This window comes from Catellatospora coxensis (assembly GCF_016862635.1).
GTDB lineage: Bacteria > Actinomycetota > Actinomycetes > Mycobacteriales > Micromonosporaceae > Catellatospora > Catellatospora coxensis.
Window position 1 is genome coordinate 17,409 of record NZ_BONI01000071.1, and the last position, 24,441, is coordinate 41,849.

The window sequence follows — 24,441 nt, forward strand, 5'->3', positions numbered from 1 at the left end:
TGACCGTTCAGGTTACTTCGCAGTAGGCTGCTGTCATGCGTGATGCGGTGATCATCGGAGCGGTCCGTACCCCCGTCGGCCGGCGCAACGGCGGCCTGGCCGGCGTGCACCCCGTCGACCTGGCCGGGCAGATCCTGCAGGACCTCGGCGACCGCACCGGGTTCGACCCGGCCGACGTCGACGACGTGATCCTCGGCTGCGTCTCGCAGACCGGCGAGCAGTCCTGGAACATCGGCCGCAACGCGGTGCTCGCCGCGGGCTGGCCGGAGACCGTGCCCGGCACCACCCTGGACCGCCAGTGCGGCTCCAGCCAGCAGGCCGTGCACTTCGCCGCCGCGACCGTGCTGTCCGGGCAGGCCGACCTGGTCGTCGCCGCGGGCGTGGAGTCGATGAGCCGGGTGCCGATGGGCTCGTCGGTCGGCGAGCTGGGCTTCCCGTACGGGCCTGAGGTGCGCAGCCGCTACGCCGGGGTGCCGGGCTTCGCCGGGGACGCCCCGGTGCCGTTCAACCAGGGCGTCGGCGCGGAGATGATCGCCGCGCGGTGGGGCTTCGGCCGGGCGCAGCTCGACGAGTACGCGCTGGCCAGCCACCAGAAGGCGGCGGCCGCCTCGGACGGCGGGCTGTTCGCCGCGGAGATCGCCCCGGTCGGCGACGTGTACGCCGACGAGGGCATCCGGCGCGAGACGTCGCTGGAGAAGCTGGGCCAGCTGGCGACCCCGTTCAAGGCCGACGGCGTGGTCACCGCGGGCACCGCGTCGCAGATCTCCGACGGCGCGGCCGCGATCGCGGTCACCACCTCGCAGTGGGCCGCCGAGCACGGGTACGCCCCCATCGCCCGCATCCACACCGCCGTCGTTGCCGCCGACGACCCGGTGATCATGCTCACCGCGCCCATCCCCGCCACCGCCAAAGCGCTCAAGCGGGCCGGGCTGTCCATCGCCGACATCGGCGCGTACGAGGTCAACGAGGCCTTCGCGCCGGTGCCGCTGGCGTGGCTGGCCGAGACGGGCGCCGACCCGGCCCGGCTCAACCCGCGCGGCGGCGCGATCGCCCTCGGCCACCCGCTGGGCGCCAGCGGCGCTCGCCTGCTGACCACGCTGATCCACCACATGCGCGACAACGGCATCCGCTACGGGCTGCAGACGATGTGCGAGGGCGGCGGCATGGCCAACGCCACCGTCATCGAGCTGCTCTAACGGTCGCGGTGCGAACGGGCGGCTCGGACGTCCGGGGCCAGTACGAGGGAACCCCCGGATGCTGCCGAGCGGCAACGAGTTCACTCCCGGTGGAACCGCCTGAGCTGTACGGCCGGGCACTGGTCACGTAGTCCAGCACCCGACGCACGGGCCGCGATCCGCAGTGACCGTGGAGTCCTGCTGCGAGCCCGCCAGCTGGTCATGTCTGTCCTGCTGGTTCGAAATGCCGATGGTCACGGATTGTGGACTCGGCCGAGCATCTGGCCTGGGAACGGGTAGACGGTTCCGCCGACGCCCGGACCGTCGGTGATCACGACCATGGGTAGCCCGGTATGGGGGTTCACCCCGACGATCTCTCCAGCCGAGTCCGGGGAGATGTCGAGCCGCACCCGGTCACCGATGCTGACGCTCGCCCCGCTGACGATCACCCAATTCGTCGGCGAGGTCACCGGAGCCCCCTGAGCCCCGTGATGATGCCTCGGTAGAACCCGGTGGGCTGTGCGTACCACGGCACTTCGTCGCCCGCGAAGCCCAACTCCTCGTTCTTCACGGCAACAGCTGCGGTCATCCGCTCGGCAATCGGCTGCACCTGCCGGGTGGGCCAGTTGGCCCAGTTCGGACGGTCACTCTCGTCGGTTGAACTCGTGACCATGGTTGATGTCCTCCCCTGCGGTCCTTATGGTCTGGTTGGGGCAGCGAAGCGGATGGATGCTCGGATCACCTCCGCCCCGCGCCTGCACTTAGCGTCACCCGAGCCGTCGGGACGAGTCACTAGGACCGGCCACCGCACGTTATTTGCCGCAAGGGAGGTGCATAGATGATTGACGGGGCGGACCTGCGCCGAGCACGCCGGTATGTCGATGTCACGTTGGAGCATTTGGCCAGCCAGGGAGGCAAATCGCCCAGCCATCTGTCCCGTATCGAGGGCGGCCGGCGCGAGGTGACACCGAACATCGTGGCCCTGTACGAGCGCGTCCTAGGTTTCAGGATCGGTGGCCCGGATGATCCGTCGATCCCTACGGTGGGGGATGTGGATCGCAGGAGCGCACTCAAGTTGGCCGGGGCCACCGTGTTCGGCGGCGCGGCGGTCGAGCCCGTGGTGGCCGACGTCGAGGACACCGCCCAGTGGCTTGCCTGGGAGATCTGGCACCGGGGTAGCGGCCCGGCGATCAGCGAGGCAGTCGTGCCGATTGAGCGCATCCCTGCCATGCGTCAACTCGTCGCCGTTCGCCAGGTTCTACGTGACCAGGACGGACTGCTCCGGTTCTCCACGCCCGGCCTGATCGACTTCCATATCGCGTCGCGGGTGTTCGGTGGCATTGCCACGGGTCGGCGCGGCGACCTGGAAACAGCGCAGACCAGCCACGAGACGGACCAGATCATCCGCAGCTTCGTCGAGCGCGACACGATGGCCGCCGACACGCTCGGCCGCTGGATGCGGACAGGTGCCACGCCGGTGCTGCGGGTCAATGCCGCTGGCATCCTAGCCAAGCTGCGCACCCCGGAGGCGGCCGATGCCGTCGCAGGCGCGCTACGCACCGACGAGGGAGCCCGGCACCTCTACCTGGCGGCGGTCGCCCATCGGGTCCTTGGCCTGGCCTGGGATGACGCTCTCCGCTACGCCACGACTCCCTCGTACACCGAGGACTATGCCGCCAGGCTGGTAAACGAGCTGCGCAATCCGCGCGACCCGGCAGCCCGATGGTGTTCCGCGGTACTGCTCGGCCACCTGAACGTCGCCGACCGTGACCCGGTCAAAGCGGCTGTTGCCGAGAACCTGCGCACCGAGGACTCTCGCGAGAACCTGCGCACGATGGCCGCGCTCCTCGCCGGGGCCGATCCCGTAACCGCCTAACCACGAAAGGGCAGCAATGATCCTCGTCTCTGTTCAGCCTGGCCAAGAGGTGATGCAGACCATCACCGCCGAGCTCGCCCGCCAGGGCGTGGCGAACGGTGCAGTCGTATCCCTCATCGGAGGGATCGACGCCTGCGTGATCTCCAACATGCCGGCAGATGACGTCACCAAGGACATCCTGACTGCGTACGAGCAGCCCTTCGAGCTGACGGGCACCGGCGAGATCAAGGACGGCAAGCCGCACCTTCACGTTGTGCTCGGCAAGGAAGGTGATGGGGCGCTCGCCGGTCACCTTCACGAGGCGCACGTGCGGACCTTCTTCGTCAACGCCTACATCCTGCCGCTGTAGCTCCGGTGGCGATGCGGCCTGTCGGTCTGCCGACGGGCCCTGCGCCGTGCCGCAAAGCCGCTGGCGCGAGGGGGGTCCGGCGCGCTACAACACGGGTATGCGTGCGACGCCGTTCGATGCCCGGCTGGGCCTGCGTGAGCAGCTGGGGTGCTGGCACGAGGTAGTGGCGGCCGCGGGTGCCCACGACGATCCGGGGCACCGTCCCCTGCCCCCGGCGGCGCGTGCCGCGGCCCTGCGCGCACCGCGCCCGGACGGCCGGGTGCACCGCTGGCTGGGCTGCGCCGGCGGCGAGGTGGTGGGGCTGGCCGAGCTGTTCCTGTCCGATCGGGAGAATCTCGGCTGGGGTTTCGCCGAGGTCACCGTGCACCCGCGGCACCGCCGGTCGGGCCACGGGTCGGCGCTGCTGGCCGCGGTGCGCGCGGTAGCGGCCGAGCAGGGCCGGGACACGCTGGTGCTGAGCGCGGCGCAGGGCGGCCCGGGTCCGGCCTGGGCGGCGGCGGTGGGCGCGCGCAAGGCGCAGGAGCTGTGGGAGTCCGAGGCCGACCTGGGCGGGCTCGACCCGGCGGCGCTCGGCGACCGCCCCGTCCCCGGCTACCGGCTGGTGTGCTGGTCCGACGAGGCGCCCGAGGAGCTGCTGGCCTCGTACGCGGCAGCCGTGGACGCGATGGCCGACTCGCCCGACGGCGGGCTCGGTTACCAGTCCGCGCCGAACACGCCGGAGCTGGTGCGGGCCCGGGAGCGCTGCGCGCGGGCGGCCGGGCTGCAGCGGCGGGTGGTCGCGGCGGTGCACGAGGCCAGCGGCACGGTGGCCGGGCTGACCGTGCTGGAGATCCCGCTGCTGGCCCCGGAGCTGGCCCACCAGGACGACACCGTGGTGGTGCCCGCGCACCGGGGGCACGGGCTCGGGCTGTGGGTGAAGGCGGAGATGGTGCGCCGGCTGGCCGCCGACGGCGGGGTGGTGCGCCGCGTGCACACCACCACCGACCCGTCGAACAGCCACATGCTGGCGATCAACGAGCGGCTGGGGTTCCGCCGTGTCGGCGTGCGGGAGCAGTGGACGCTGCCCGTCTGATCACTGCACGCAGAACTCGTTGCCCTCGGGGTCGGCCATGACCACGTGGTGGCTGCCCGGCTCCCGCACCTCGCGCAGGATCGTCGCGCCGAGGCCCTCCAGCCGCTTGACCTCGCCGTCGCGGTGCTCCGGGCCGGCGTGCAGGTCGAGGTGCAGCCGGTTCTTGCCCTGCTTGGGTTCGGGCACGCGCTGGAACAGCAGGCGGCGGCCGAGGCCGACGCCGGTGAACGGCTGCACCGGGTCGTCGGGGTGGCGCACGGCGACCAGGTCGCGGAACGCCTTGCGGCCGCCGGTCTCCAGGTAGACGTCCGGGCCGATCGCGCCCTGCGCGGCCAGCTGCTCGATCAGGGCCGTGTTGTCCTCGACCTGGTAGCCCAGGGCCTGCGCCCAGAACGCGGTCTGCGCGTGCGGGTCGGCGCAGTCGATGACGACCTTCCAGTCCAGTGCCATGGTGGTCTCCTCTCGTCCGGTCTGTGCCACCGCCATGTAACCACATATAGTGGTTACATGGAAACGGGCATGGTGCTGCGCCCACCCTCGGGTGGCGAGTTCCGGTTCGACCCCGGCGCGCTCTGGCTCGACCTGCTGGTCTCCGGCGGCCCGGGTGAGCTGGCGGGGTTCGAGACGCTGCACACGCCCGCCGACCTCGCCGCCTGGACGAAGCTGAGCCGGCTGCGCCTGGACCCGGCGCGGGTGCACGTCACCGCGGCGGAGCTGGCGGCCGCCGTGCGGCTGCGCGACCGGCTGTGGGAGCTGGCCTGGGCGCTGATCCGCGGCGGCCCGGTCGGGCCCGAGCTCGCCGCCGTGGTGGACGAGGCCGCGGCGGGCCCGCCGCCGGCCCCGCGACTGCGCGTCACCGGCCACGGCTTCCGTCGCGAGTGGACGCTGCCGGTCACCGGCACGCAGCTGCTGTCGGCCGTCGCCCGCGACGTGATCGACGTGCTGACCGGCCCGTACGCCGACCGGCTGCGCGAGTGCGGCGGCGTCAGGTGCGGGCTGGTCTTCCTGGACACCTCGCGGCCGGGCAGCCGCCGCTGGTGCTCGATGGAACGCTGCGGCAACCGCAGCAAGGTGCGCGCCCTGCGGGAGCGGCGCGCACCTGACGCGGGTTAGGTCAGCTCTTGTTGCCGCCGCCCTTGTTCTGCTTCCAGGACCAGGGGCCGGGCAGGTCCACCCGGTGCGCCCGGGTGCGGGAGTTCCACGACCAGCGGCCGATGCGGAGACTCCAGGAGGACAGGCCGCCCTGCGTGAAGTTCAGGCGCAGGGGGCCGAGTTTCCAGGTCTTGCGGAACAGCAGGCTCATGCACCCCATGTAACCGCACGCGCACCACTCAAAACCCGCCGGCGCGTGCCAGAAGCCCGGCGCGGTCCAGCGGGTCCACTTCGGTCGCCGCGACCGTGCAGGCATGAGCCCCGGTGATCGCGCCGTAACGTGCGCAGACGTCCGGCGGCAGGCCCTGTGAAAGACCGTACAGGAAACCGGCGGCGAACGCGTCGCCCGCACCGTTGGAGTCCACCACCGGCCGCGGCGGCGGCACCGCGGCGAACCTGCGTACCGCGTCGTCGTCCCTGGTCAGCAGGTAGCCGCCGCGGTCGCCGTCGGTGGCCACCGCGATCCCGGCCCGGCCCAGCGCCAGCACCCGGCGCAGCGCGGCCTCGGGGTCGGCCAGCGCGGCGGCCGAGACGAACACCACGTCGGCGGCGGCCGCGAACTGCTCGTGGTACGGGTTCTCGCCGTCCCAGTTGTGCAGGTCCGTGGAGACCGTCACGTCCAGCGCCGCGAGCTGCGCCAGCGCGAACGCGCCCGGATGGGTGATGCACACGTGCACGTGCCGGCAGCCCGCGGCCAGCTCCGCGAGCAGCGGCTCGGGGAAGCGGTCGTGCTCGCCGCCGCGGCTGATGTCGTACAGCGACAGCCGCCGCCCGTCCGGGCCGACCAGGTTGACCGCGCGCTTGGTGCCGGTGCTGCTCGGCAGCTCGGTGAGCCCGATGCCCGCCTTGTCGTGCAGGGCCCGCACCAGCGCGCCCTCGGGGTCGTCGCCGAGCACGTCCAGGTGGTGCGTGCGCAGGCCCAGCGCGGCCAGCCCGAGCGCGAGGAAGTCCCCGGTCTGCCCGGCCCGTGTCGTGATCGCCGGGACCAGGTAACTGTCCGCATAGGGCAGCGGCAGCTGCGGGACCTCGACGATGGTGTCGACGCCCGCGCCGCCGAGCACGAGCACGTCGAGGTGATGAGTAACACGCATGGGTGTGTCGCCTTTCGCCGATGGGTAGTCGACGTTTCAGCCCGTACGGTCCGCAGTCAGGTCATGCGGTGTCCGCCGAGGTCGCGACAGGTCGTCGACGATCATCACGGAGACCGGGCGGCCGCGTCAAGGCGTGCGCGACCGCGGGGCGGCCATGGCGGAGCCCGGCTAGGCTCTGGAAACTGTGCTCCGGGAACGCGTCCGGGCACCGATGGGGAGGGAAGCACGTGAAGACACGACGTTTCGGTGTGGCCGCAGTAGGCCTGATCGCACTCGCCGCCCTGGCGACCGGGTGCAAGTCGACGGCGCAGCCGGGCGCGGGCGCGTCCGCGAGCACGTCGGCGGCGGCGTCCGCGCCCGCCCAGCAGGCGGCGGCCGCCGACGCGCTGGCCGCGGCGGCGGGCAAGCTGAAGGAGACCACCGCCAAGATGAGCGTGACCATGTCCGCGGGCGTCGCCGGGATGACCGTCACGGGCCAGCTCGACGGCCCGGGCCGCAAGTCCGCGTCGGTGATGGACGTGATGGGGATGAAGATGGAGTTCGTCTCGATCGCCGACGAGGTGTGGCTGAAGGCCGCCGCCGTGCCCGGCATGCCGAAGGGCTGGATGCACATCGACACCGCGAAGCTCGGTCCGCAGAGCTCGCTGCGCAAGTCGCTGGAGGACCCGTCCTACAGCTCGAAGATGCTGGCCACGGCCACCCAGGTGCAGTGGGACGGCACCGGCAAGGTCAAGGGTGTGCTCGACCTGAGCCAGGGGCCGTCGGCGAACGCGGCGATGGTCGCCAAGCTCGGCGACAAGGTCAAGGCCGTGCCGTTCACCGCGACCATCGACGACCAGGGCCGGCTGACCTCGATGACGGTCGCCACGGCCGAGCTGTCCCCGACCGCTGGCGTGGGCGACATGAAGATCGCCTACAGCGACTTCGGCGCCCCGGTGACCGTCGAGAAGCCGACCGGCGAGATCGTCGAGGCCCCGGCCGCGGTGCTGGCCCTGCTCTGACGCCGCCACGGCGCTGACGCCGCCCGCGCCCGGACCCGGGCACGGGCGGCGTTTCACGTACGGGGACCCGGGTACGGGTGAGAACGTGATCTCGTACCCCCGCCACGCGAGAGGTGACGCCGTGACGCCGACCAGGCCGGCCCCACACTGATGGACGCCGAGCAGCTGATGCGGGCGGCGATCGTGGTGACCGCGGCGCTGCTGGCCGCCGTGGTCATCGGCTGGCTGTCCCGGCTCGTGGTGCGGCTGCTCGGCCGCCGCCGCTACCGCAGGTTCCTGGAGCAGCTCAGCCAGGCCTGCCGGTGGCCGTTCCGGGCCGTGCTGGTCGTGGTGGCGCTGCTGATCGCGCTGCCGTTCAGCCAGCTGGCCGGCCCGGCCCGGGAGATCGTGCACCACGCGCTGGTCATCGCGCTGATCGGCGCGTCGGCCTGGCTCGCGGTGCGGGTGCTGTTCGTGCTGGAGGACGCGGCGTTCCGGCGGCTGCCCGTCGACATCGCCGACAACCGGCGCTACCGGCGGGCGCGTACCCGGATCGGCATGCTGCGCCGGCTCACCGCGGTCACCGTCACCGTGCTGGCCGTCGCGTCGATCCTGATGACCTTCGCGCCGCTGCGTACCCTCGGCGCGTCGCTGCTCGCCTCGGCGGGCCTGGCCGGTGTGGTGGCGGCGCTGGCCGCGCACGCCACCCTGGCGCACATCTTCGCGGGCCTGCAGCTGGCCTTCACCGACGAGCTGCGCCTCGACGACGTGGTGGTGGTCGAGGGGGAGTGGGGCCGCATCGAGGAGCTGCGGCTGACCTACGTCGTGGTGCGGCTGTGGGACGAGCGGCGGCTCGTCCTGCCCACCACCTACTTCACCACCACGCCGTTCCAGCACTGGACCCGCAACGAGTCCCGCGTGCTCGGTGCGGCGGTGCTGCACCTGGACCACCGCATGCCGGTCGACGCGCTGCGCGCCGAGGCGCAGCGCGTCGTGGAGGCGTCGCCGCTGTGGGACCGCCGGGACTGGGTGCTGCAGGTCGTCGACACCACCGAGACCACCATGGTGGTACGCGTGCTGGCCTCGGCCGACGACGCGGCGAAGGCCTACGACCTGCGCTGCGAGATCCGCGAGAAGCTCATCGCGTACGTGCGCGAGCACCACCCCGAGGGCCTGCCGCAGACCCGCGTCGCCGTCATCCCGCCAGCCGGGCAGCCGTGATCAGTAGCGCACGCTGATCCGCCGCTCGACCGCGTCGACCCGCACGTCCCCGCCGATCGGCAGGATCAGCTGCGGGTCGGTGTGGCCGATGTCCAGGTCGAACACGAGCACCGCGTCCGGCGCGTACGCCGCCGCGGCCCGCCGGACCGCGGCGCGCTGCTCGTCGCGGTACACCGCCTTCTGCTCGGCCGTGGGCCGCCGCTCGAAGTTCCAGGCCATGGGCCGCCCGACCAGGATCGCGCCGAAGCGCTCCAGCATGCCCCGCTCGCCCATGTTGCGCAGCGTCCGGAAGACCTCCTCGGCGGCCGGCATCTCCTCGGAGGTCTCGACGACCAGCACATGCCCGTCGAAGCGCTCCGGCGGCGCGACGAAGCCCGCCTGCAGCAGCCAGGACAGGATCTCCAGGCAGCCGCCCCACAGCGGCCCCTCGACGACGCGGCGCGGCCCCTCCCAGTGCCAGCCGTCGACCGGCCACATGCGCGGGGGCACGCCGCGCAGCGACGCGTCCGCCCAGTCGTTCGGCTCGTCGCCGTGGTCGGGCGAGGCGGTCAGCTCCTGGGGGCCGGACTCGAACAGGGCCGCGCGCAGGCTGCTCGCCGACAGCGGGTGCATGGCGCCGCCGCGGGCCAGCGAGGTCATCACCGCGCCGCCGTGGAAGGCGACCACGCCGAGGTGGAACAGGTGGTTGAGCAGGTTGGTGTTGTCGGAGAAGCCGAAGAACGGCTTGGGGTTCACGCGGATGACGTCGTCGTCGAGGTGGCGCAGCACGGTGATCTGGTCGTCGCCGCCGATGCTGGCGATGACCGCGGCGATCGTCGGGTCGGCGAAGGCCGCGGTGATGTCGCGGGCCCGCTCGCGCGGGTCGGCGTGCGGCGCGCGGGTGGTCGGGAACTCCACCGGGACCAGCCCGAACTCGTCGCGCAGCCGGGACAGGCCCAGCTCGTACACGTCCGGGAAGACCGCGGGCAGCCCGGCGCTGGGGGACAGGACGGCGATGCGCTCGCCGGGGCGGGGCTTGGGTGGATACACCATGTCGGGCATGGGCGGAAACTAGCTGATCCACCCGATCGGGGCACCCGATTTCAGTCCAGCAGGCCCTGCTCCTCCGCGCGGGTGATCGCGTCGGCCAGCACGTCGAGGTCGACGACCGCCTCGCGGACGGTGGCGGCCACCTCCTGCAGCGGCTCGATCTCGCCGGCCCGCACCGAGAACAGGTCGGCCTCGGAGTCGAACTCGACCTGGTCGAGCACCTCGGGCGCACGTTCGGCCAGCAGCACCTGCACCACGCCCTCCCAGGCGTAGCCGTTGCCGAGCCAGCCCTGCTCGTCGAAGATGTCCACGTAGTCGTCGAAGTCGTCGAAGGTCAGGCTGAACTCGCCGGAGCCGTGCTCGACCAGCTTGCAGGGGTCGAAGTCGGGGTCACGTGCCATGTCCGCGACTATAGGCCTTGACAGGTGTCACTGCGGTTTCGCCGAAAGGCCGACTTCACCTCCGCCGACACGGTGAATCTCGCCGGGTCGACCCGCTGTTCGCGGCACGTCCACCGGGGCGGCACGTCCCGCCGGCCGGTGCGGGACGGCGACCGGGGCCGCGCGGCCGCCGCGGCGCCGTCCGCGCGTCGCCCGCGCGGGCCGAATTCGGCGGGTGTGAGCAGGAAGAAGCCCTCTGAGTGGCGAATCAGCGGTTCGACCATCTGTGCGACCGCGCGAGAACATGGCAGGCTTTCTCATCGTGACGATGGTCAGGCAGTGGCAGCGGGTCTCGGCGTACGGGTTGGCGCGCGAGGGCGACACCGTGCTGCTCGTGCAGATCGGCCGCAGCGCTTACGGGGACCTCGGCAAATGGATGCCGCCCGGCGGCACCATCGAGCACGGCGAGCACCCCGCCGAGACGGTGGTGCGCGAGTTCGCCGAGACCACCGGGCTCGAGGTACGCGTCGACGCCCTGCTGGAGGTCGGTTCCGACCACCGGCAGCTGACCGGCGGCATCGACTTCCACGGCGTGTTCATGCTGTACGGCGTGACCGTGCTCGGCGGCGACCTGCGCCCGCAGCCCGACGGCATCATGGTCGAGCCGAGCTGGCACTCCGCGTCCGAACTGGACCAGATCCCGATGCTCGACGCGGTGCGCGACGTGCTGCGGTCCGCCGTCAAGAAGTAGGACCCGCCTCCCGGCGGGCCTGCCGCAGCGCCTCGGTGATGCGCGGACCCCGGCGGGTGAAGCCCAGCTGCGTGGTGGCCTCGGCGATCACCTCGTCCTCGGTGCGGTTGAGGCCGTCGCTCTCGATCCAGCGGATCAGGTCCACCAGCGTCTGCTGCGGCACCTCGGTGATCTGCGTGACCGCGGGCAGCTCCGGCTTCGCGCCGCTGCGCCCGGTCGCCGACGGCAGCCGCAGGGTGACGCCCTCGGCCACGGTGTCCACCGGCAGCCCGGCCGACTCCGACACCGCCAGGTCGTACACGGCCCGCGCCTTGGCGATCTCCACCTCGCGCTGGCGCATCCAGTCCGTGGACCAGATCCGGTGGAAGCGCCAGCCCAGCCGCTCCAGGTGCTGCTGGCGCAGCCGGTCGCGGTCGCGCACGGTCGGCGAGGCGTGGTAGGACGCCCCGTCGGCCTCGATCGCCAGCACCAGCCGCTCCGGGTCGTCCGGGTGCACGGCCGCGAAGTCGATCCGGTGCCCGCCGACGCCGTGCTGCACCACCATCGGGATGCCCGCCGCGGTGAGCTTGGCCAGCACGTCGGCCTCGAACGGGTTCAGCGCCGGGGAGGTCGTCGCGGCCAGCGACTCGCGGCGGCCGCCGGAGGAGGCGTACGTCAGGAAGTCGCGCAGCATCACCGCGCCCTCGGCCCGCAGCCGCTGCGGGTCCATGTCCAGGTGGGTGAACGAGCTGACCACCGTCATCCGGCGGCGGGCCCGGGTGATCGCCACGTTGAGCCGCCGGTGGCCGCCCTTGGTGTTCAGCGGCCCGAACCGGTACAGCATCCGCCCGTCCAGGCCCTTCGGGTAGCCGACGGTCAGGATCACCGCGTCGCGCTCGTCACCCTGCACCCGCTCGATGTTCTTGACGAAGAACGGCTCGTGCCCGTGCTCGGCGAAGTACGGCTCCAGCTCCGGCCGGCCGGCCAGCGCCCGGCGCAGCGCGGCGTCGACGCGTTCGGCGTGGGTGATGCCCATGGTGATGACGCCCAGCGACTCGGCGGGGCGCTGCGCGGCGTGCGCGAGGATCAGCTCCACCACGCGGCGCACCTCGGCGCTGCCGCTCTCCGCCGACGCCTCCGGGTCGGCCTCGCCGGTCACCAGCACGTGGCTGATGCAGTCCCCGGCGTCCGCGCCCGGGAACGTGGTCAGCGCGTTGCCGTTCGGGCTGTACACGTGCCGGTCGGAGAACGCGATGAGCCGCTCGTCGCGGCTGCGGTAGTGCCAGGCCAGGTGCCGCACCTGCGGCAGCGGCAGGGTGTGCGCGAACGCCTGCAGCAGCGACTCGACGTCGTCGCCGAGCGCGGTGCCGTCGTCGGGGAGGTCGGCGTCGCCGTCGGCGCGCTGGAAGAAGTTCGTCGGCGGCAGCTGGTGCTCGTCGCCGGCCACCACCACCTGCCGGCCGCGCATGATCGCGGGTACGCCGTCGACCGGCTCGACCTGGCTGGCCTCGTCGAAGATGACCACGTCGAACAGCACCCGCGGCGGCAGCACCTGGCTGACCAGCAGCGGGCTCATCGCCCAGCACGGTTTGAGCGCGGTCAGCGCGTCCGGGGCCTGCTCGAACAGCCGCCGCACCGGCAGGTGCCGGGCCTTCTTCGCGGCCTCCCGGCGCACCAGCTGCTGCTGGTCGGGGAACTCGTCGAGCACCGCCATCAGGTTGCGCGCGGCCAGGTGCCGCACGCGCTGCGCGGCGGCGGTGATGTGCGCGGCGTCGGCGGTGTGGAACTCGGTCACCGCCGCGTGCAGGGCCGCCCCGTGGAACGCCGACAGGCGCTCGTCGGTGAAGCGTACGTGCTCCAGCACCGAGCTGAGCCACGCGTGGTCGAAGGCCGCCCCGGCGCGGGCGGTGTCCCCGCCGACGCCGCGGGCCGCGAGCTCGTCCAGCAGCCGCCGGGCGCGCCACTCGACCAGGCTCGCGGCCAGCTCGTTGCGGCGCGCGGTGCGCAGCAGGTCGGCCTGGTCGCCGGCGAGCCGGTCCAGCTCCGGCTGCAGCAGGGTCAGGTCGTCGTCGACGATCGGCACGTACCCGCGCAGCGGCTCCAGCGCCCCGGTGAACTCGGCGAACGCGGCCAGCGCCGGGGCGGCCGCCGGGCTGGTGCGCGGCGGCTGCCCGTCGCGGCTGACCACGCGCCAGCGGGCCAGCTCGTCGGCCGCGGCGACGGCGGCCTCGTGCAGCTCGGCGGTGCTCGGCCGGCCGGGCGCGATCCAGTGTGCCCGCATCTGCTTGAGCACCTTGCGGCGCTGCCAGAAGCCCATGCCGCCCCGCTCGGGACCGGCCGCGGAGGCGGTGACCCACGCGGCCAGGTCCGCGGTGTACGCCTCCGGCCGCAGCCGCCGCAGCGTGACGTCCACGTCCGACAGCAGCGCGGCCATCTTCTGCGCCGAGCCGAGCGCCGCCGGGACGGACAGCTGCAACTGCGCGGCGAGCGCCGTCAGCTGCTGCCGGGCCGGGGCGAGCGTGGTGGCGGCCTGCCCGGCCAGCGTGTACGCGAGCTGCGCGGTGCCCCGGTCGGGCACCGTCGAGCGGACCCACGGACCCGGGCCGGGCTCAGGGTCGAACGCGCCGAGCTGCGCCAGCTCCGTCAGCGAGGCGCGCAGCCGGGCCGCGGTCGGCGCGTCCAGCCGGGCCAGGTCGTCGCCGGACCAGCGCTGCGGGGTCATGTCCGCGGGGCTGATGCCCAGCAGGCGCGACTGCAGCTCGAACATGGACAGGCCCCACGGGTCGTGCCGGGTGTGCAGCGCCGCGTGGTGGCGGGCCAGCGCCCCGCGCGCGTCGACCAGGCTGCGGTCGGTGTCCTCGGTGGTCGGCCGGGTCTCGTGGCGGGCCCGCTGCAGCCGCGAGTCCAGCGCGCGGGCCAGCTCGCGGCGGCTGCCCTGGTCGCCGTGCAGGTTCTGCACCAGGTCGTCGAGCCCGACCTGGTTGAGCCGGTCGAGCACGGCGTCGATGGCGGCGCGTTTCTCCGCGACGAACAGCGCGGTGCGCCCCCGGGCCGCCAACGCCATGATCATGTTGGCGATGGTCTGGCTCTTGCCGGTCCCCGGCGGACCCTTGACCACCAGGTGGTGCCCGGCCACCGCCGCGTTGACCGCGTAGCTCTGCGACGAGTCCGCGTCCAGCACCAGGAACTCGTCACCCGGGGGCAGCCGGTCCGGTGCGTCCGGCTCGACCGGCGCGGTGGCGTACAGCTCGCTCAGCGCCCGCGGGTCGCCTGCCAGCGCGGCGATGACCTCGCTGCTCTCCAGCAACTCGCCGTGCTCGGTGATGTCGGCGACCATCGGCAGCTTCTCGTACAGGAACGTGCCGACCAGCAGCTCCGGGCTGATCGTGAAGCCGCGCACGTCCTGCGCCGCCTTGGCGAGCTGCTCGAACAGCGGCGCGGGATCGTACGGCCCCTCGGGCAGCGCGTCGAGCAGCGTCTCCGGGTCGATGTCGAGCCGGTGCTCCTTGAACAGCTTGAACAGCAGCACCGGGTTGACCGTCGGCTCCGGGTCGAGCGTCAGCGCGAAGTCGGTCTCCGCGGCCGAGGTCGTGCGCACCGTCAACCGGTGCAGCAGCACCGGCGAGCGCGGCGTCCGGTCCGGCTCCCACCAGCTCGCGATCCCGCTGGCCAGGTATCCGACGTCGACGCCCCGCTCCTCGGCGAGCGTGCGCATCCGGGTCCGGATCGTCCGCGTACGCCGCATCGCGTCGGCGTGCGCCACATCGTCCGGAAACAACTGACGCAGCGTCACCGTGCGGCCCGCCGTCAGCACGGTCACCGCCTCCGGCCGCGCGCCGTCCAGCCGCAGCGTGCCGGCCTTGAGATCGCGGTAGTACGCCAGCTGATTCCGCCCTGAATCGTCCACCAGCGCATCAGCCCACCGCCTCGTGGCGAGCGCGACATGGGACGGTTGCGGAGCGTTGCCAGACACGGTCACGGCCCAACGATGGCAGACTCCCGCACCCCCGCCAAGCGCCCCACCGAAACCAACGCCCCACAAGCCGAAGGAAGGGCACCTTCACATCGCTATTCGTAGCGGAAGGGCACCTTCCCAACGCCGGGCTGCTGCTGACCAGGAAGGATGGATCGGTGCCGGGGGTGGATCACGTGGCGCACCGCTTCGGACGTGATCGCGGGCCGCGAGAGCAGCAGCGGGTAGGCGGCGGGGTGGCGGTGGGCCAGCGCGCGGCCCGCGTGCGGTCGCGCTCGGCGGGGTGCCGCTCGCGCAGCAGGCGGTGGTGCTCGGGTACGGCGTCGTCGCGCTCGGCCTGCGGGTCGCCCGCCCCGACCTGCTCGCGCTGGCGGCCCTGGCCTGGGCGGTCACGCTGCTGCTTCGGGGCCGCGGCCGCGATGACGGTACGCCGCCACAGCGAACTCGGCGCGGTCAACGACCTCGGCGCGCTGCTGCTGTCCACGCTCGGCGGCGCGATTGCCGCTGTCCCTGCTGCCCGGCTGGGCGCGGACGATCGCGCCCGCGTCCCCCGGGTACTGGGCACTGCAGGCGCTGGGCGGGGCGGCCACCGGCGACACCGCGGCCGTACTGCGTGGCTGCGGGGTGCTGCTGCTGATCGCGCCCGCCACCGGCCTCTATGCCGCCTGGCGCATGAACCGCGGCCGGGGCCGCAGCCGCCTGCTCCGAGCCCGGCTACGTACCTCGATCTTCATCGACGTTGGCCTATCTCGGCGACTGTGGGCGCCTGTTTTTTCATCGAGATAGGCCAACGTCGATGATGGGCGGGGCTCGTGACGCCCCGGTTCACAGGTAGCAGCCGGTGGAGGGTTCGGGGGTGATCTGGACGAGGTCGCGGTCGCCGCGCTGGATGGCGAACAGCTCCGCGAGCGTCGCGCCCGACGAGCTGAGGCCCACCGTGCTGCCCAGCCAGGCGCTCGCCTGGGCAAAGGGCAGCGGGCCGACCTCGATCTGGGCCAGGCAGCGGCCGGGGCGGACCACGGCGGGATGCAGCTTGTTGAGCGGTTCGTTGGTGGTGAGGCCGACGAGCACGTCGCGGCCCTGGGCGAGCAGGCCGTCGGTGAGGTTGAGCAGGCGGGACAGCGCCTGGCCGCTGGACTGCTTGGCGGCCGAGGAGATCAGCTCGTCGCAGTCCTCGACCAGCAGCAGCCGCCAGCGGCGCTCCTCCTGCTCGTCGTCGCCGATGGCCACCTCCATCAGGTAGCTGGAGTCGTGGAACAGGTTCTCCGGGTCGAGCACGCAGTCGACCTGGCACCACGAGGACCACGCCCGCGCGAGCGCGCGCAGCGCGGTGGTCTTGCCGGTGCCGGGCACGCCGTGCAGCAGCAGCAGGCGGCCGCTGATCGAGTCCGGCGTGAGCGTCATCAGGCGCTCCAGCGAGCCCGCGACGTCGGCGGAGTAGTTGTCCCGGATGGCGTCCCACGAAGGCGTGGTGATCGGCCGGGTGCTGCGCTGCGCGCCGCGCTTGGCCGAGTGGTGCCAGAAGCCCATCGGCACCGTGTCCGCGCGCTCAACGTGATCTTCGCGCGCGTTGCGCGTGGCCGCGTCGAGGATGCGCAGCGCCAGCTCCTCGGTCGTCGCGGTGACCGTGACCTCGGCGACGCCGCCGCGCCAGCGCGCGGCGCGCAGCGTCCAGCCGTCGCCTGCGGCGAGGTGGCTGCGCAGGCCGTCGTCGGTGGCCACGCGCAGCACCCGGCCCTCCTCCGGCAGCAGGGCCGCGTCCTTGCGTACGCGGGGCAGGCGGGCGGTGTGGGCGTACGGCTGCTCGCCCGTGCTGAACGGGGCGAGGATCATCGCGTCGACGACGTCCCGAGGAGTGTCGGAGTCGTCAAGGGTGAGGTTCGTCGACAGCTGTGGCAGAGTGCCCATACTTCGATGATCTCGCAATTGGACCTGCGCAGATAGTGGTTTTCCACCCCGGATAACGGCCCTGAGCTGGGCCCGCGCTCAGATCCCGAGTTTCGCCCAGGGCCCCCAGATCGCGATGGTCATCCCGTGGATGGCCAGCACGTTCACGAACAGCGTGTGCCCGTCCGGGCTGAACGCGCAGCCGGCGAACTCGTCGCGCTCCCGCGAGACGCCGGCGCGGTTGGTGAGGCGGTTGAGCGCGATGTCGAGCACCTCCCCGTGCCGGGTGAGCCCGCGTACGTAGTTGTTGTTCGCGCCGTCCTCGCACAGGATGAGCGTGCCGTTGGGGCTGGTGGTGATGTTGTCCGGGAAGTCCAGCCCGTCCACGGCCGGGCACTGGTACACCAGCCGCAGCACCTCCTCCGCGCAGTGGTACGCCCAGACCTGCCCGTGGCCGTTGCCGTAACCGCTGTCGAAGGGCCCCTCGTCCTTCTCCGGGCGGCCGCCGCCCTGCGTGGAGGTGAAGTACACGACGCCCTGCCGGTACGTGGAGCCCTCCAGGCGCGAGAACAGCGCCGCGCCGCCGTCGCGGCCCTGGTCGCCCACGTGCCGCAGCGCCTGGTGCTCGGTGGTCGGCGCGGGCACCCCCGCCGTGTACGGGAAGCGCGGCGCCGGGTCGTCGATGTCGACCCAGGTGACCGGGAAGACCGCGCCCGGTTCCTGCGACGCGGCGAGGTCCAGGCGGGGGCGGCCCTTCACGGCCAGCGCCTGCAGCCGCCCGCCGTCGGCGATGCCCCGCCCGTCGGCGCGCAGCGGGTCCGGCGCGCGCGGCGGCAGGTAGCGGTAGAAGCAGCTGGCGAACGCGAAGTTGTCCTCGGTCAGGTAGAGCGCGCCGCCGGCGGGGTCGTACGCCACCGACTCGTGCGCGAAGCGGCCCGCCGCGGTGATCGGCTGCGGCTCCACCGCGCCCTGCGCGGGCACCTCGAAGATGAAGCCGTGCCGCTCCTTGAGCAGGTAGTTGCCCAGCCCGGCGACGTCCGGCCCGTTGACGGTCTCCTCGCAGCTGATCCACGTGCCCCACGGCATGCGCCCGCCGCAGCAGTTGGTGTGCGTGCCGCTCAGGCTGGTGTGCGAGCGCACCACCTCGCCGTACCGGGTCACCTCGACGGTGGTGGTGCCGCCGCAGGCCGCCGGGTCGTAGGTGACGTGGCCCGGCCCGAACGCCTGCCCTGTGATCTTGACCTCGTGGTTGCGGACCAGGATCGTGTTGCCACCCGGGGCCTGGAACGCGCCCATGCCGTCGTGGCTGCCCGGCAGGCGGCTGCCGTCGTCGAGCACCACCGGCCACTCGGTGTCGTGAAAGGAGCGGTAGGCGAAGCCCTCCGGCACCCACAGCCGCGGTACGCCGTCGCGCAGGTCGGCGGTGGGCGCGAGTTTGATCCGGGTGGGCGGCTTCGGCGCGCTCTCGCGGGCCAGGAAGCCGCTGAAGGGACCGGCGGCGAACAGGCCGCCCGCCACGGCCGCGCCGCCGAGCAGCGAACGCCGTTTGATCACCATCTGCGGGCCCACTTCCGTGCGTCGAGGGAGCTACGCAGGTGCAACGAGCGAACCACCCGCATGATCACGCATCGACGGCAAGGCGATCCTTACCTTGGGTCGAGGGTCAGTGTTCGGCCCGGTCCCGGCCCTGCTGCGCCGTGATGTGGGCGGCCATCCGGTCTAGCACCTTGCCCGCCTTGGCCGACAGGACCTCCGCCGGGTCGAAGCCGAGACTGCGGATCGCGACGAACGACGCCAGCGCCACGTCGGCCAGCTCGTCGGCGACCTCGCGCGGCGAGTGCGTGACGCCCTTGCGCGGGTTCTGCCCCTGCACGCCGATCCAGGCGCTGGCGGCCTCGCCCGCCTCCTCGGTCACCTTGAGGATGCGCATGGTCTGCTGCTGCGGGCCGCTGCCGTGGTGTGCGTCCAGCCACCCCACCGCCGCGTCCACCGCCCGCCGGGTCGTCTCGTCCACCCGCCGCACCCTACCGGCCCCGACCTGCCCGGCCGCCGTGCCCCGCACGCACGTGCGCTGTGCCTCGCACGCCGTGCACGTGCGGGGTGCGCCGTGCGCCGCAAGGTCAACGGAGTTGCCTGGCAATCGTGCGTATCTTGAGCGCGGATACGCCCACCTGCCTGGCAAGTCGAGCGATCTTGGGCGGCGCGGGTGCGCTCGGCGATGTCGTGCGCGGCGGGATGTCGTACGCGGTGGTTAGCGTGCGGGGCATGGCGTTGGATGTGAGTGTGGGGGCGGGGGCGCTGGCCGAGGTGGCGGCGCAGTTGTTGCGGCTGCTGCCGGTGCGGGCGCACCAGCCCGCGCTGGCGGGGGTGCTGCTGCGGGCCGACGCCGAAGGGCTGGAGCTGGCCGGCTCCGACGGGGAGGCGTGGGCCAGAGTGCGGGTGCCCGCCACCGCGCACACGGACGGCGAGGCTGTCGTGTCGCGGCGCGCGCTGGCCGACACCGTCGCCACGCTCGACGCCCCGCAGCTGCGCCTGTGCACCGAGGGCTCGCGGCTGGCGGTGCGCACCGAGCGGGCCCGGTTCGCGCTGCCCACGCTCGACCTCGACACCTTCCCGCGCCCGCCGCAGGCACCCGCGCCGCAGGGCGTGCTCGCGGGCGCGGACTGGCGGGCCGCGGCCGCGGTCGCCGGCGCCGCCTCCCGCGAGGACGCGCTGCCGCTGTTCACCGCCGTGCGGATGCGCTCGGCGGGCGCGGTGGTCTCGATGCTGGCCACGGACCGCTTCCGGCTCGCCGCGGCGCGCCCGGCCTGGCGAGCCGAGCCCGGCGCGGAGCTGGACGTGCTGATCCCCGCGGCGCTGGTGGCCGAGCTGGGCCGCCAGGCGGGCCGGGCGGCCGAGGTGGGCCTGCACGCAGAGGACGGCCGGTTCGCGCTGTCCTGGCCCGGCTGGACGGTCGGCACGGCCTCGCTGGCGGTGGCCTTCCCCGACCGGCAACTCGACCAGCTGCTGGCCACGCAGGCCGAGGCGACGGTGCGGGTGGACGCCGACGAACTTGCCGCGGCCGTGGCGCGCGCGGCGCACTACGCCGGGCCGCGCGGCGCGGTCACCCTGGAACTCGGCGACGGCGAGCTGACCGTGCGGAGCAGTGATCCGCTGGCCGGGGAGTCGTCCGAGACGCTCAAGGCCGACCTGCTCGGCGACCGGCTGACCCGGCAGTACCAGGCCCGCTACCTGCTCGACGCGCTGCGCCCGTTCGCGGGCCGCCAGGCCCGCCTGGAGATCCAGTCCGCCCTGCGCCCCACCGCGTTCACCGCGGCATCCCCCGACCCCGCCGTCGATCTGCGCTACCTCGTCGTGCCCCTACGCCCAGCCGACCCCACCGACCGCCCCTGACTCTGCGGCCATGGTGGCTGAACTGCGCTTTCGGGGAACTGCGGGATGGCGGTCCTTGAACGTGCAGTTTCCCCGGTGGAGCCGCGTTGATCACCAGGGCATCGCGGCGCCCGTAGCCCGTTGTTCGGCGGCCAGGGTGACGAGTTCGGGATACCAGGAGCCGTCGGTGAGCAGGAGGTGCCGGGCTTCGTCGAGCGGGTGGGCGCGGACTTCCAGCACGGTCTCGCCGTCATCGGGGTTGTCCGGCGTACCTTCGATGCTCACCTCGGCGAAGCACCACAGCCATGCCTTCTCCGGATGCGGCTGGTGCTGCCGATACGGCGTTGGCAGGTCGGACACCGCGTGGTGCGCGCCGATCACGTGCAGCGGGCCGCGCAGCACCGCCCCGGCCTCCTCGCGCAGCTCGCGTGCCGCGCAGTCGGTGACGCTCTCGTCGGGCTCGCGGGTGCCGCCGGGCAGGAACCAGACGTCCCGCTCGTCGCGGCACAGCACGATTCGGTCGCCGTCGAAGCCGACAACATGCACGTTGGTGACGAGGTCGTCCGCTGGCGCGCTTGTGGAGAACTGACAGTCGACACCCGCCCACTCCCAGCGCTGCGGAGCGAATAGCAAGGGGAAACGGCTATCGAGGGACGTCACGGTCTGTATATTAACGCATCAATGCCCGTTGTGATCTTGCGAGGGGGCCGTTCGTCGATGAGGCTGGTTGAGCGGCGGAGTTCAGGCATCGCAGGTGTCGATGTGCCCACCGCCCTGCTTGTGGCGATTCGCCTGCCGATCGTTTCGTCCGAGAATGGGTGATACTCGTATAGCTAGGTATGCTGTGACCGTCTCGGGGTTATCGGGGGGATGAAGGCCGCATGAGCGAATTCGAGGTAGTGGGCGACTGGTGGCTTCCTGGCCGTGAGGATCGCAAACTCCCCGGCACCCTGACCTGGAGCGCGGAGAGCGGTGGCGTTCTTAAGCTCATCGGCGGGGTGCTGCTCGACCCGATGGAGATTGCTGAGAGGACTCACCGGAACGGCACTACCACAATACGAGTGAAGGCCGACGACCTCGAAGCAGCTGGAACATACGAGCGGATCTACGGAGCGGCGGAGGGAAGGCTCTACACGCTCGACGAGAGTAACTCGATCAAGTCGGTCGGATCCGGCTTCGGTAACCATCATTACCAAATCGTCAAGCCCTCTTATGTCTTTCGGGGTCATCACTTTCCTGCCGGCGCAGAGCCGGAAGCGAACAAGATCACCATTGCTCTCGACATGCTGGAGGAATGGGTGAGCCGGTCAGGCATGGAAGCAACTGTCACGGTGGATCATGAACCTGCTGATGGCGCGAACCTTTCGTACGAGGTTCGAGCACAGGCGCTACCGCCGGACAGTGTGCCCTTGGACGACGGTGGGACGCTCACACTTCGCCATCGAGTTCCGATGCCGCTGCTCACCGGCGCTGGTGCTGAACTCAAGCAGTGGTTCGTGTTCTCCGTTTCGTATCCTGGCGTTCGGCCGACGCGCACCCTGACGGAGGTGGCATCGGACCTGCAGGATCTAGTGTCAATCGCTACGGGCCGCACGGTCGCATTCGACACATTGGGCTTCCGGCACCCTGATGTCTATCGCGAAATTCCGGCGGACCGACCTAACCTGCTGAGGACCTATCCTGACGGCAAGGAATACCGCGATATTCGCCTTTGGGCGCGATGGACGGCAAGGCGCGAGCCCTCCAAGAAGCCACTTAGAGCAAGCGATCTCTACTTCACCTTGGCAGATCTCGGAGACCTCGAAGGGGTTGCTCGTTGGCTCGGTGTGGCTCGGCGCCATGGCTCTTCGCTCGCGCGCGTCATGTCGACCCGCTATGGCGGTGCCGATTATCTTCACAACACCTATCTGAGCCGTGTGGCGGCGTTGGAGGGGATGGACACGCGCGAACATGGCGGTAGTGCTTACTACCGTCAGAGGATCAAGCGATGCGCCGACCTGGCAGGAAAGGTGTTCACCGAACTTGTGGGGGACGTCGATGCGTGGGTAACTAAGATCAAGGACGACCGAAATGACATGGCGCACCACAAGGGTGTGCGCCTAGACAAGGAACTCGCCGAGCAGTACTACCTCTCCGAGACGGCCTACTGGCTATACGTTTTTTGTCTTCTCAGACTGGCCGACGCTCCAGAAGTTGTATTCGAAAAAATCGAGGCCCACGAGCACTATCGACACCTGAAGCGCAAGTCCACTCGCCCCTGATCCGACCCGTCGCCCGGGGAGGTATCCGATCGAGCCGCATTCGCCGCTGGCTGTCAGCCGGTATCAGCCGGACGGCGAAAGCGCCGCTCGGTAAGTCTGGGGTTTGTATGAGGCGACTGTGGCGGTGAGGCAAGACCGCCGTACATGACCCTGATCCGCCCGCGAGCGACCGCCCCGGTCAGGTCAGCGGGTTCGCCGCGGGGACGGCGAGCAGATCGAGGAAGGCGTGCTGGGTGTTGCCGGTGTCGCGTAGCAGCTCGCGGGCCTTGGCCAGCGGTACGAACCGGCAGGTGACGACCAGGCCGGTGTCCCAGACGCCGGGGTCGCCGATGACGGTGTGCCGCCACTGGGCGCGGTCGTCGTCGGCGCGCAGGTGGAAGTAGACGTTCAGGTACGGCCGGCGGGTGTCGGCGAACCGGCCGCTCTGCACGCCCACGACGCTGAGCACCGACAGCGGGCCGGACACGCCGGTCTCCTCGTACGTCTCCCGGACCATGGCGTCGTTGAGCAGCTCGCCCCGTTCGACGCCGCCGCCGGGCAGGTGCGTGCCGGGGGTGCTCGGATACTCGAAGACCAGCAGTTCGAGCGCGTCGTTCGCGCCCCGGGTGACGTATCCGGTGACCCGCAGCCGGGTCGGCCGGTGCGCGCCGATGCCGCTGACCGAGACGAACAGCCCGACCTGCACCAGCGTGACCAGCACCGCGCCGACCGCCCACCACAGCGCGAAGTCGCCGAACACCGACGCGACGACCAGCCCGAGCCCGAGGCCGCCCGCGATCGGCGCGGTGACCTGCCACCACAGCGGCGCGGCGGACAGCCGGCGGCGGTCGCGCCAGATCCACCACCAGGCCAGCGCCGACCCGGCGATCGCCAGCACCGCGCCGACCGTGTCGAGCAGGCCGGGGCCGTGCGCGTCGCTGAACGAGATCAGGCGCGGGCCGTCGTCGGGCAGGGCCAGCAGCAGGCCGCCCAGCAGGGTGCAGATCGCCCAGGCGGTGATGACGTGAGCACGGCGCACCTTCGGCTGCTCCTCCACTGACGACGGTGGTTGCACCATATCGGCCTGCCTCACCGTTGTGGGGGAGCGTCGTGGTGTCCGGCCAGCAGCTCCTGGAACCAGATCTTCGCCTTGATCGCGGGCCGGCGCAGCTGCGTCTCGCGCCAGGTGGACCGGGACAGCTTCGCGGCGGCCTTCGGGGTCGGCCGCGTGTAGCGCCAGCGGGCCCAGGGGGAGTGCGGGCGGGCCAGCCGAATCGCGCCGACGATCAGCAGCACCGGGATGAACAGGCCGATCAGCCCGGTCCAGATCTTGCCCTTGACCAGGGTGAGCAGGACCAGGCCGAGGTGGGTGGACGCGATCGCCCCGGCGATGGCCCAGCCGAAGCCGCCGGACGCGGCGGCGGCCAGGATCAGCCGGTCGATCCCCGCGGGGCGTACGCCGAGCACCAGCAGCCCGGTCACCGCGACGGCCACGAACACCGCGTCGATCGAGGTGCGGCCCTTCTCCGACCAGTACACGTCCTCCAGGTGGAGGATCAGCGCGAACTCGTCGAGCACCAAGGCCGAACCGATGCCGAACAGCGCGGCCAGGACCGAGCGCCAGAGCACGTAGTCGTCCGGGACGACGAGCCCAGCCACGCCCGCCACCAGCATGAACACGACGCCGAAGACGACGTGGTGGATGTGCAGCCCGCCGCCGGGAGTGACGTTGCCGGGCCACCACTTCACCTGCGCGCGGATCATGCGCACCGAGAACCGGATGAACACGAACCCGAAGATCACCCCGGCGAAGAAGCAGAACAGCGGCAGCCGGCCGGTCTCCACGACCGTGCGGTGGAACCAGTCGGACACCGTCCCACCCCCGCCTCCATACCCGAGCTTTCATCGTATTTG

26 protein-coding genes are annotated in these 24,441 nt (G+C 71.9%); 11 read left to right on the top strand and 15 right to left on the bottom strand.

Features of this window, described 5'->3' with window-relative positions; all coding sequences use genetic code 11:
* Positions 1-35: 35 nt before the first annotated feature.
* Positions 36-1,196 (top strand): thiolase family protein, encoded by a 1,161-nt coding sequence (locus Cco03nite_RS32015; RefSeq protein ID WP_203697100.1) that lies wholly within the window; start codon positions 36-38, stop codon positions 1,194-1,196.
* 233 nt (positions 1,197-1,429) lie between these two features.
* Here the strand turns inward: Cco03nite_RS32015 and Cco03nite_RS32020 are convergent, their stop codons facing one another.
* The gene (locus Cco03nite_RS32020) at positions 1,430-1,645 is read right to left on the bottom strand and encodes a hypothetical protein (RefSeq protein WP_203697102.1); all 216 of its coding nucleotides are present in this window, start codon (positions 1,643-1,645) and stop codon (positions 1,430-1,432) included.
* Positions 1,642-1,848: a hypothetical protein gene (locus tag Cco03nite_RS32025; protein ID WP_203697104.1), complete on the bottom strand. Its 207-nt coding sequence runs from the start codon at positions 1,846-1,848 to the stop codon at positions 1,642-1,644. The genes Cco03nite_RS32020 and Cco03nite_RS32025 overlap by 4 nt, the downstream gene beginning before the upstream one ends.
* 165 nt (positions 1,849-2,013) lie before the next feature.
* Between Cco03nite_RS32025 and Cco03nite_RS32030 the strand changes: the two genes are divergently transcribed.
* The 3 genes from Cco03nite_RS32030 (at position 2,014) to Cco03nite_RS32040 (ending at position 4,472) form a co-directional block, all read left to right on the top strand.
* On the top strand, positions 2,014-3,051 hold the full coding sequence (locus Cco03nite_RS32030; RefSeq protein WP_203697106.1) for a helix-turn-helix domain-containing protein: 1,038 nt from the start codon (positions 2,014-2,016) through the stop codon (positions 3,049-3,051).
* A 16-nt stretch (positions 3,052-3,067) separates the two neighbouring features.
* Entirely contained in the window at positions 3,068-3,400 is a 333-nt protein-coding gene (locus Cco03nite_RS32035; RefSeq protein ID WP_203697108.1) for a PCC domain-containing protein, read from the top strand.
* 97 nt (positions 3,401-3,497) lie between these two features.
* Positions 3,498-4,472, top strand: coding sequence for a GNAT family N-acetyltransferase (locus Cco03nite_RS32040; protein ID WP_203697110.1), 975 nt, complete (start codon positions 3,498-3,500; stop codon positions 4,470-4,472).
* On the opposite strand, the gene Cco03nite_RS32045 is transcribed toward Cco03nite_RS32040, so the two are convergent.
* Positions 4,473-4,922, bottom strand: a complete 450-nt coding sequence (locus Cco03nite_RS32045) for a VOC family protein (protein WP_203697112.1) — start codon at positions 4,920-4,922, stop codon at positions 4,473-4,475.
* A gap of 57 nt (positions 4,923-4,979) precedes the next feature.
* On the opposite strand from Cco03nite_RS32045, the gene Cco03nite_RS32050 reads away from it, so the two are divergent.
* Positions 4,980-5,585 carry a CGNR zinc finger domain-containing protein gene (locus Cco03nite_RS32050; RefSeq protein ID WP_203697114.1) on the top strand — a complete coding sequence of 202 codons (606 nt, stop codon included), beginning with the start codon at positions 4,980-4,982 and terminating at the stop codon, positions 5,583-5,585.
* Between the two features lies 1 nt (position 5,586).
* Here the strand turns inward: Cco03nite_RS32050 and Cco03nite_RS32055 are convergent, their stop codons facing one another.
* Positions 5,587-5,775 (bottom strand): DUF4236 domain-containing protein, encoded by a 189-nt coding sequence (locus Cco03nite_RS32055; RefSeq protein WP_166388406.1) that lies wholly within the window; start codon positions 5,773-5,775, stop codon positions 5,587-5,589.
* 28 nt (positions 5,776-5,803) lie between these two features.
* Positions 5,804-6,715 (bottom strand): PfkB family carbohydrate kinase, encoded by a 912-nt coding sequence (locus tag Cco03nite_RS32060; protein ID WP_203697116.1) that lies wholly within the window; start codon positions 6,713-6,715, stop codon positions 5,804-5,806.
* Between the two features lie 227 nt (positions 6,716-6,942).
* Between Cco03nite_RS32060 and Cco03nite_RS32065 the strand changes: the two genes are divergently transcribed.
* Together Cco03nite_RS32065 and Cco03nite_RS32070 are read left to right on the top strand one after the other, a co-directional pair.
* On the top strand, positions 6,943-7,716 hold the full coding sequence (locus tag Cco03nite_RS32065) for a hypothetical protein (protein ID WP_203697118.1): 774 nt from the start codon (positions 6,943-6,945) through the stop codon (positions 7,714-7,716).
* A 150-nt stretch (positions 7,717-7,866) separates the two neighbouring features.
* On the top strand, positions 7,867-8,916 hold the full coding sequence (locus tag Cco03nite_RS32070; RefSeq protein ID WP_203697120.1) for a mechanosensitive ion channel family protein: 1,050 nt from the start codon (positions 7,867-7,869) through the stop codon (positions 8,914-8,916).
* Here the strand turns inward: Cco03nite_RS32070 and Cco03nite_RS32075 are convergent, their stop codons facing one another.
* A complete protein-coding gene (locus tag Cco03nite_RS32075) occupies positions 8,917-9,957 on the bottom strand; it encodes a S66 family peptidase (protein ID WP_203697122.1) in 1,041 nt (346 codons plus the stop codon).
* A 41-nt stretch (positions 9,958-9,998) separates the two neighbouring features.
* Positions 9,999-10,346 (bottom strand): Imm51 family immunity protein, encoded by a 348-nt coding sequence (locus tag Cco03nite_RS32080; protein ID WP_203697124.1) that lies wholly within the window; start codon positions 10,344-10,346, stop codon positions 9,999-10,001.
* A gap of 307 nt (positions 10,347-10,653) precedes the next feature.
* Between Cco03nite_RS32080 and Cco03nite_RS32085 the strand changes: the two genes are divergently transcribed.
* Positions 10,654-11,076, top strand: coding sequence for an NUDIX hydrolase (locus Cco03nite_RS32085; RefSeq protein WP_239167829.1), 423 nt, complete (start codon positions 10,654-10,656; stop codon positions 11,074-11,076).
* Here Cco03nite_RS32085 and Cco03nite_RS32090 read toward each other — a convergent pair.
* Together Cco03nite_RS32090 and Cco03nite_RS32095 are read right to left on the bottom strand one after the other, a co-directional pair.
* Positions 11,066-14,962 carry a PDDEXK-like endonuclease domain-containing protein gene (locus Cco03nite_RS32090; protein WP_203697128.1) on the bottom strand — a complete coding sequence of 1,299 codons (3,897 nt, stop codon included), beginning with the start codon at positions 14,960-14,962 and terminating at the stop codon, positions 11,066-11,068. The two genes, Cco03nite_RS32085 and Cco03nite_RS32090, sit on opposite strands and share 11 nt — an antisense overlap.
* Before the next feature lie 238 nt (positions 14,963-15,200).
* Positions 15,201-15,512, bottom strand: a complete 312-nt coding sequence (locus tag Cco03nite_RS32095) for a hypothetical protein (protein ID WP_203697130.1) — start codon at positions 15,510-15,512, stop codon at positions 15,201-15,203.
* Between the two features lie 14 nt (positions 15,513-15,526).
* Between Cco03nite_RS32095 and Cco03nite_RS32100 the strand changes: the two genes are divergently transcribed.
* Positions 15,527-15,814 (top strand): hypothetical protein, encoded by a 288-nt coding sequence (locus Cco03nite_RS32100; RefSeq protein WP_203697132.1) that lies wholly within the window; start codon positions 15,527-15,529, stop codon positions 15,812-15,814.
* 39 nt (positions 15,815-15,853) lie between these two features.
* Here the strand turns inward: Cco03nite_RS32100 and Cco03nite_RS32105 are convergent, their stop codons facing one another.
* The 3 genes from Cco03nite_RS32105 to Cco03nite_RS32115 form a co-directional block, all read right to left on the bottom strand.
* The gene (locus tag Cco03nite_RS32105; protein WP_203697134.1) at positions 15,854-16,936 is read right to left on the bottom strand and encodes a DUF5925 domain-containing protein; all 1,083 of its coding nucleotides are present in this window, start codon (positions 16,934-16,936) and stop codon (positions 15,854-15,856) included.
* 78 nt (positions 16,937-17,014) lie between these two features.
* Positions 17,015-18,472 (bottom strand): PhoX family protein, encoded by a 1,458-nt coding sequence (locus Cco03nite_RS32110; protein WP_203697136.1) that lies wholly within the window; start codon positions 18,470-18,472, stop codon positions 17,015-17,017.
* A 106-nt stretch (positions 18,473-18,578) separates the two neighbouring features.
* Entirely contained in the window at positions 18,579-18,929 is a 351-nt protein-coding gene (locus Cco03nite_RS32115) for a MazG-like family protein (protein WP_203697138.1), read from the bottom strand.
* A 251-nt stretch (positions 18,930-19,180) separates the two neighbouring features.
* Between Cco03nite_RS32115 and Cco03nite_RS32120 the strand changes: the two genes are divergently transcribed.
* Positions 19,181-20,308 carry a DNA polymerase III subunit beta gene (locus Cco03nite_RS32120; protein ID WP_203697140.1) on the top strand — a complete coding sequence of 376 codons (1,128 nt, stop codon included), beginning with the start codon at positions 19,181-19,183 and terminating at the stop codon, positions 20,306-20,308.
* A 90-nt stretch (positions 20,309-20,398) separates the two neighbouring features.
* Here the strand turns inward: Cco03nite_RS32120 and Cco03nite_RS32125 are convergent, their stop codons facing one another.
* Positions 20,399-20,947 carry an NUDIX hydrolase gene (locus Cco03nite_RS32125; RefSeq protein ID WP_239167828.1) on the bottom strand — a complete coding sequence of 183 codons (549 nt, stop codon included), beginning with the start codon at positions 20,945-20,947 and terminating at the stop codon, positions 20,399-20,401.
* Between the two features lie 221 nt (positions 20,948-21,168).
* On the opposite strand from Cco03nite_RS32125, the gene Cco03nite_RS32130 reads away from it, so the two are divergent.
* Positions 21,169-22,548, top strand: a complete 1,380-nt coding sequence (locus Cco03nite_RS32130) for an ApeA N-terminal domain 1-containing protein (protein ID WP_203697142.1) — start codon at positions 21,169-21,171, stop codon at positions 22,546-22,548.
* Positions 22,549-22,726: 178 nt separating this feature from the next.
* Here the strand turns inward: Cco03nite_RS32130 and Cco03nite_RS32135 are convergent, their stop codons facing one another.
* Together Cco03nite_RS32135 and Cco03nite_RS32140 are read right to left on the bottom strand one after the other, a co-directional pair.
* On the bottom strand, positions 22,727-23,566 hold the full coding sequence (locus Cco03nite_RS32135; RefSeq protein ID WP_203697144.1) for an NUDIX domain-containing protein: 840 nt from the start codon (positions 23,564-23,566) through the stop codon (positions 22,727-22,729).
* 50 nt (positions 23,567-23,616) lie between these two features.
* Positions 23,617-24,399 carry a hypothetical protein gene (locus tag Cco03nite_RS32140; RefSeq protein WP_203697146.1) on the bottom strand — a complete coding sequence of 261 codons (783 nt, stop codon included), beginning with the start codon at positions 24,397-24,399 and terminating at the stop codon, positions 23,617-23,619.
* Positions 24,400-24,441: the final 42 nt, after the last annotated feature.

What these genes read in the sequence shown, in the direction of transcription:
- Cco03nite_RS32015 (WP_203697100.1), top strand. Translation starts at nt 36, where the DNA reads ATGCGTGATGCGGTGATCATCGGAGCGGTCCGTACCCCCGTCGGCCGG.
- Cco03nite_RS32025 (WP_203697104.1), bottom strand. Translation starts at nt 1,848, where the DNA reads ATGGTCACGAGTTCAACCGACGAGAGTGACCGTCCGAACTGGGCCAAC.
- Cco03nite_RS32030 (WP_203697106.1), top strand. Translation starts at nt 2,014, where the DNA reads ATGATTGACGGGGCGGACCTGCGCCGAGCACGCCGGTATGTCGATGTC.
- Cco03nite_RS32035 (WP_203697108.1), top strand. Translation starts at nt 3,068, where the DNA reads ATGATCCTCGTCTCTGTTCAGCCTGGCCAAGAGGTGATGCAGACCATC.
- Cco03nite_RS32040 (WP_203697110.1), top strand. Translation starts at nt 3,498, where the DNA reads ATGCGTGCGACGCCGTTCGATGCCCGGCTGGGCCTGCGTGAGCAGCTG.
- Cco03nite_RS32045 (WP_203697112.1), bottom strand. Translation starts at nt 4,922, where the DNA reads ATGGCACTGGACTGGAAGGTCGTCATCGACTGCGCCGACCCGCACGCG.
- Cco03nite_RS32050 (WP_203697114.1), top strand. Translation starts at nt 4,980, where the DNA reads ATGGAAACGGGCATGGTGCTGCGCCCACCCTCGGGTGGCGAGTTCCGG.
- Cco03nite_RS32055 (WP_166388406.1), bottom strand. Translation starts at nt 5,775, where the DNA reads ATGAGCCTGCTGTTCCGCAAGACCTGGAAACTCGGCCCCCTGCGCCTG.
- Cco03nite_RS32060 (WP_203697116.1), bottom strand. Translation starts at nt 6,715, where the DNA reads ATGCGTGTTACTCATCACCTCGACGTGCTCGTGCTCGGCGGCGCGGGC.
- Cco03nite_RS32070 (WP_203697120.1), top strand. Translation starts at nt 7,867, where the DNA reads ATGGACGCCGAGCAGCTGATGCGGGCGGCGATCGTGGTGACCGCGGCG.
- Cco03nite_RS32075 (WP_203697122.1), bottom strand. Translation starts at nt 9,957, where the DNA reads ATGCCCGACATGGTGTATCCACCCAAGCCCCGCCCCGGCGAGCGCATC.
- Cco03nite_RS32080 (WP_203697124.1), bottom strand. Translation starts at nt 10,346, where the DNA reads ATGGCACGTGACCCCGACTTCGACCCCTGCAAGCTGGTCGAGCACGGC.
- Cco03nite_RS32085 (WP_239167829.1), top strand. Translation starts at nt 10,654, where the DNA reads ATGGTCAGGCAGTGGCAGCGGGTCTCGGCGTACGGGTTGGCGCGCGAG.
- Cco03nite_RS32105 (WP_203697134.1), bottom strand. Translation starts at nt 16,936, where the DNA reads ATGGGCACTCTGCCACAGCTGTCGACGAACCTCACCCTTGACGACTCC.
- Cco03nite_RS32110 (WP_203697136.1), bottom strand. Translation starts at nt 18,472, where the DNA reads ATGGTGATCAAACGGCGTTCGCTGCTCGGCGGCGCGGCCGTGGCGGGC.
- Cco03nite_RS32120 (WP_203697140.1), top strand. Translation starts at nt 19,181, where the DNA reads ATGGCGTTGGATGTGAGTGTGGGGGCGGGGGCGCTGGCCGAGGTGGCG.
- Cco03nite_RS32130 (WP_203697142.1), top strand. Translation starts at nt 21,169, where the DNA reads ATGAGCGAATTCGAGGTAGTGGGCGACTGGTGGCTTCCTGGCCGTGAG.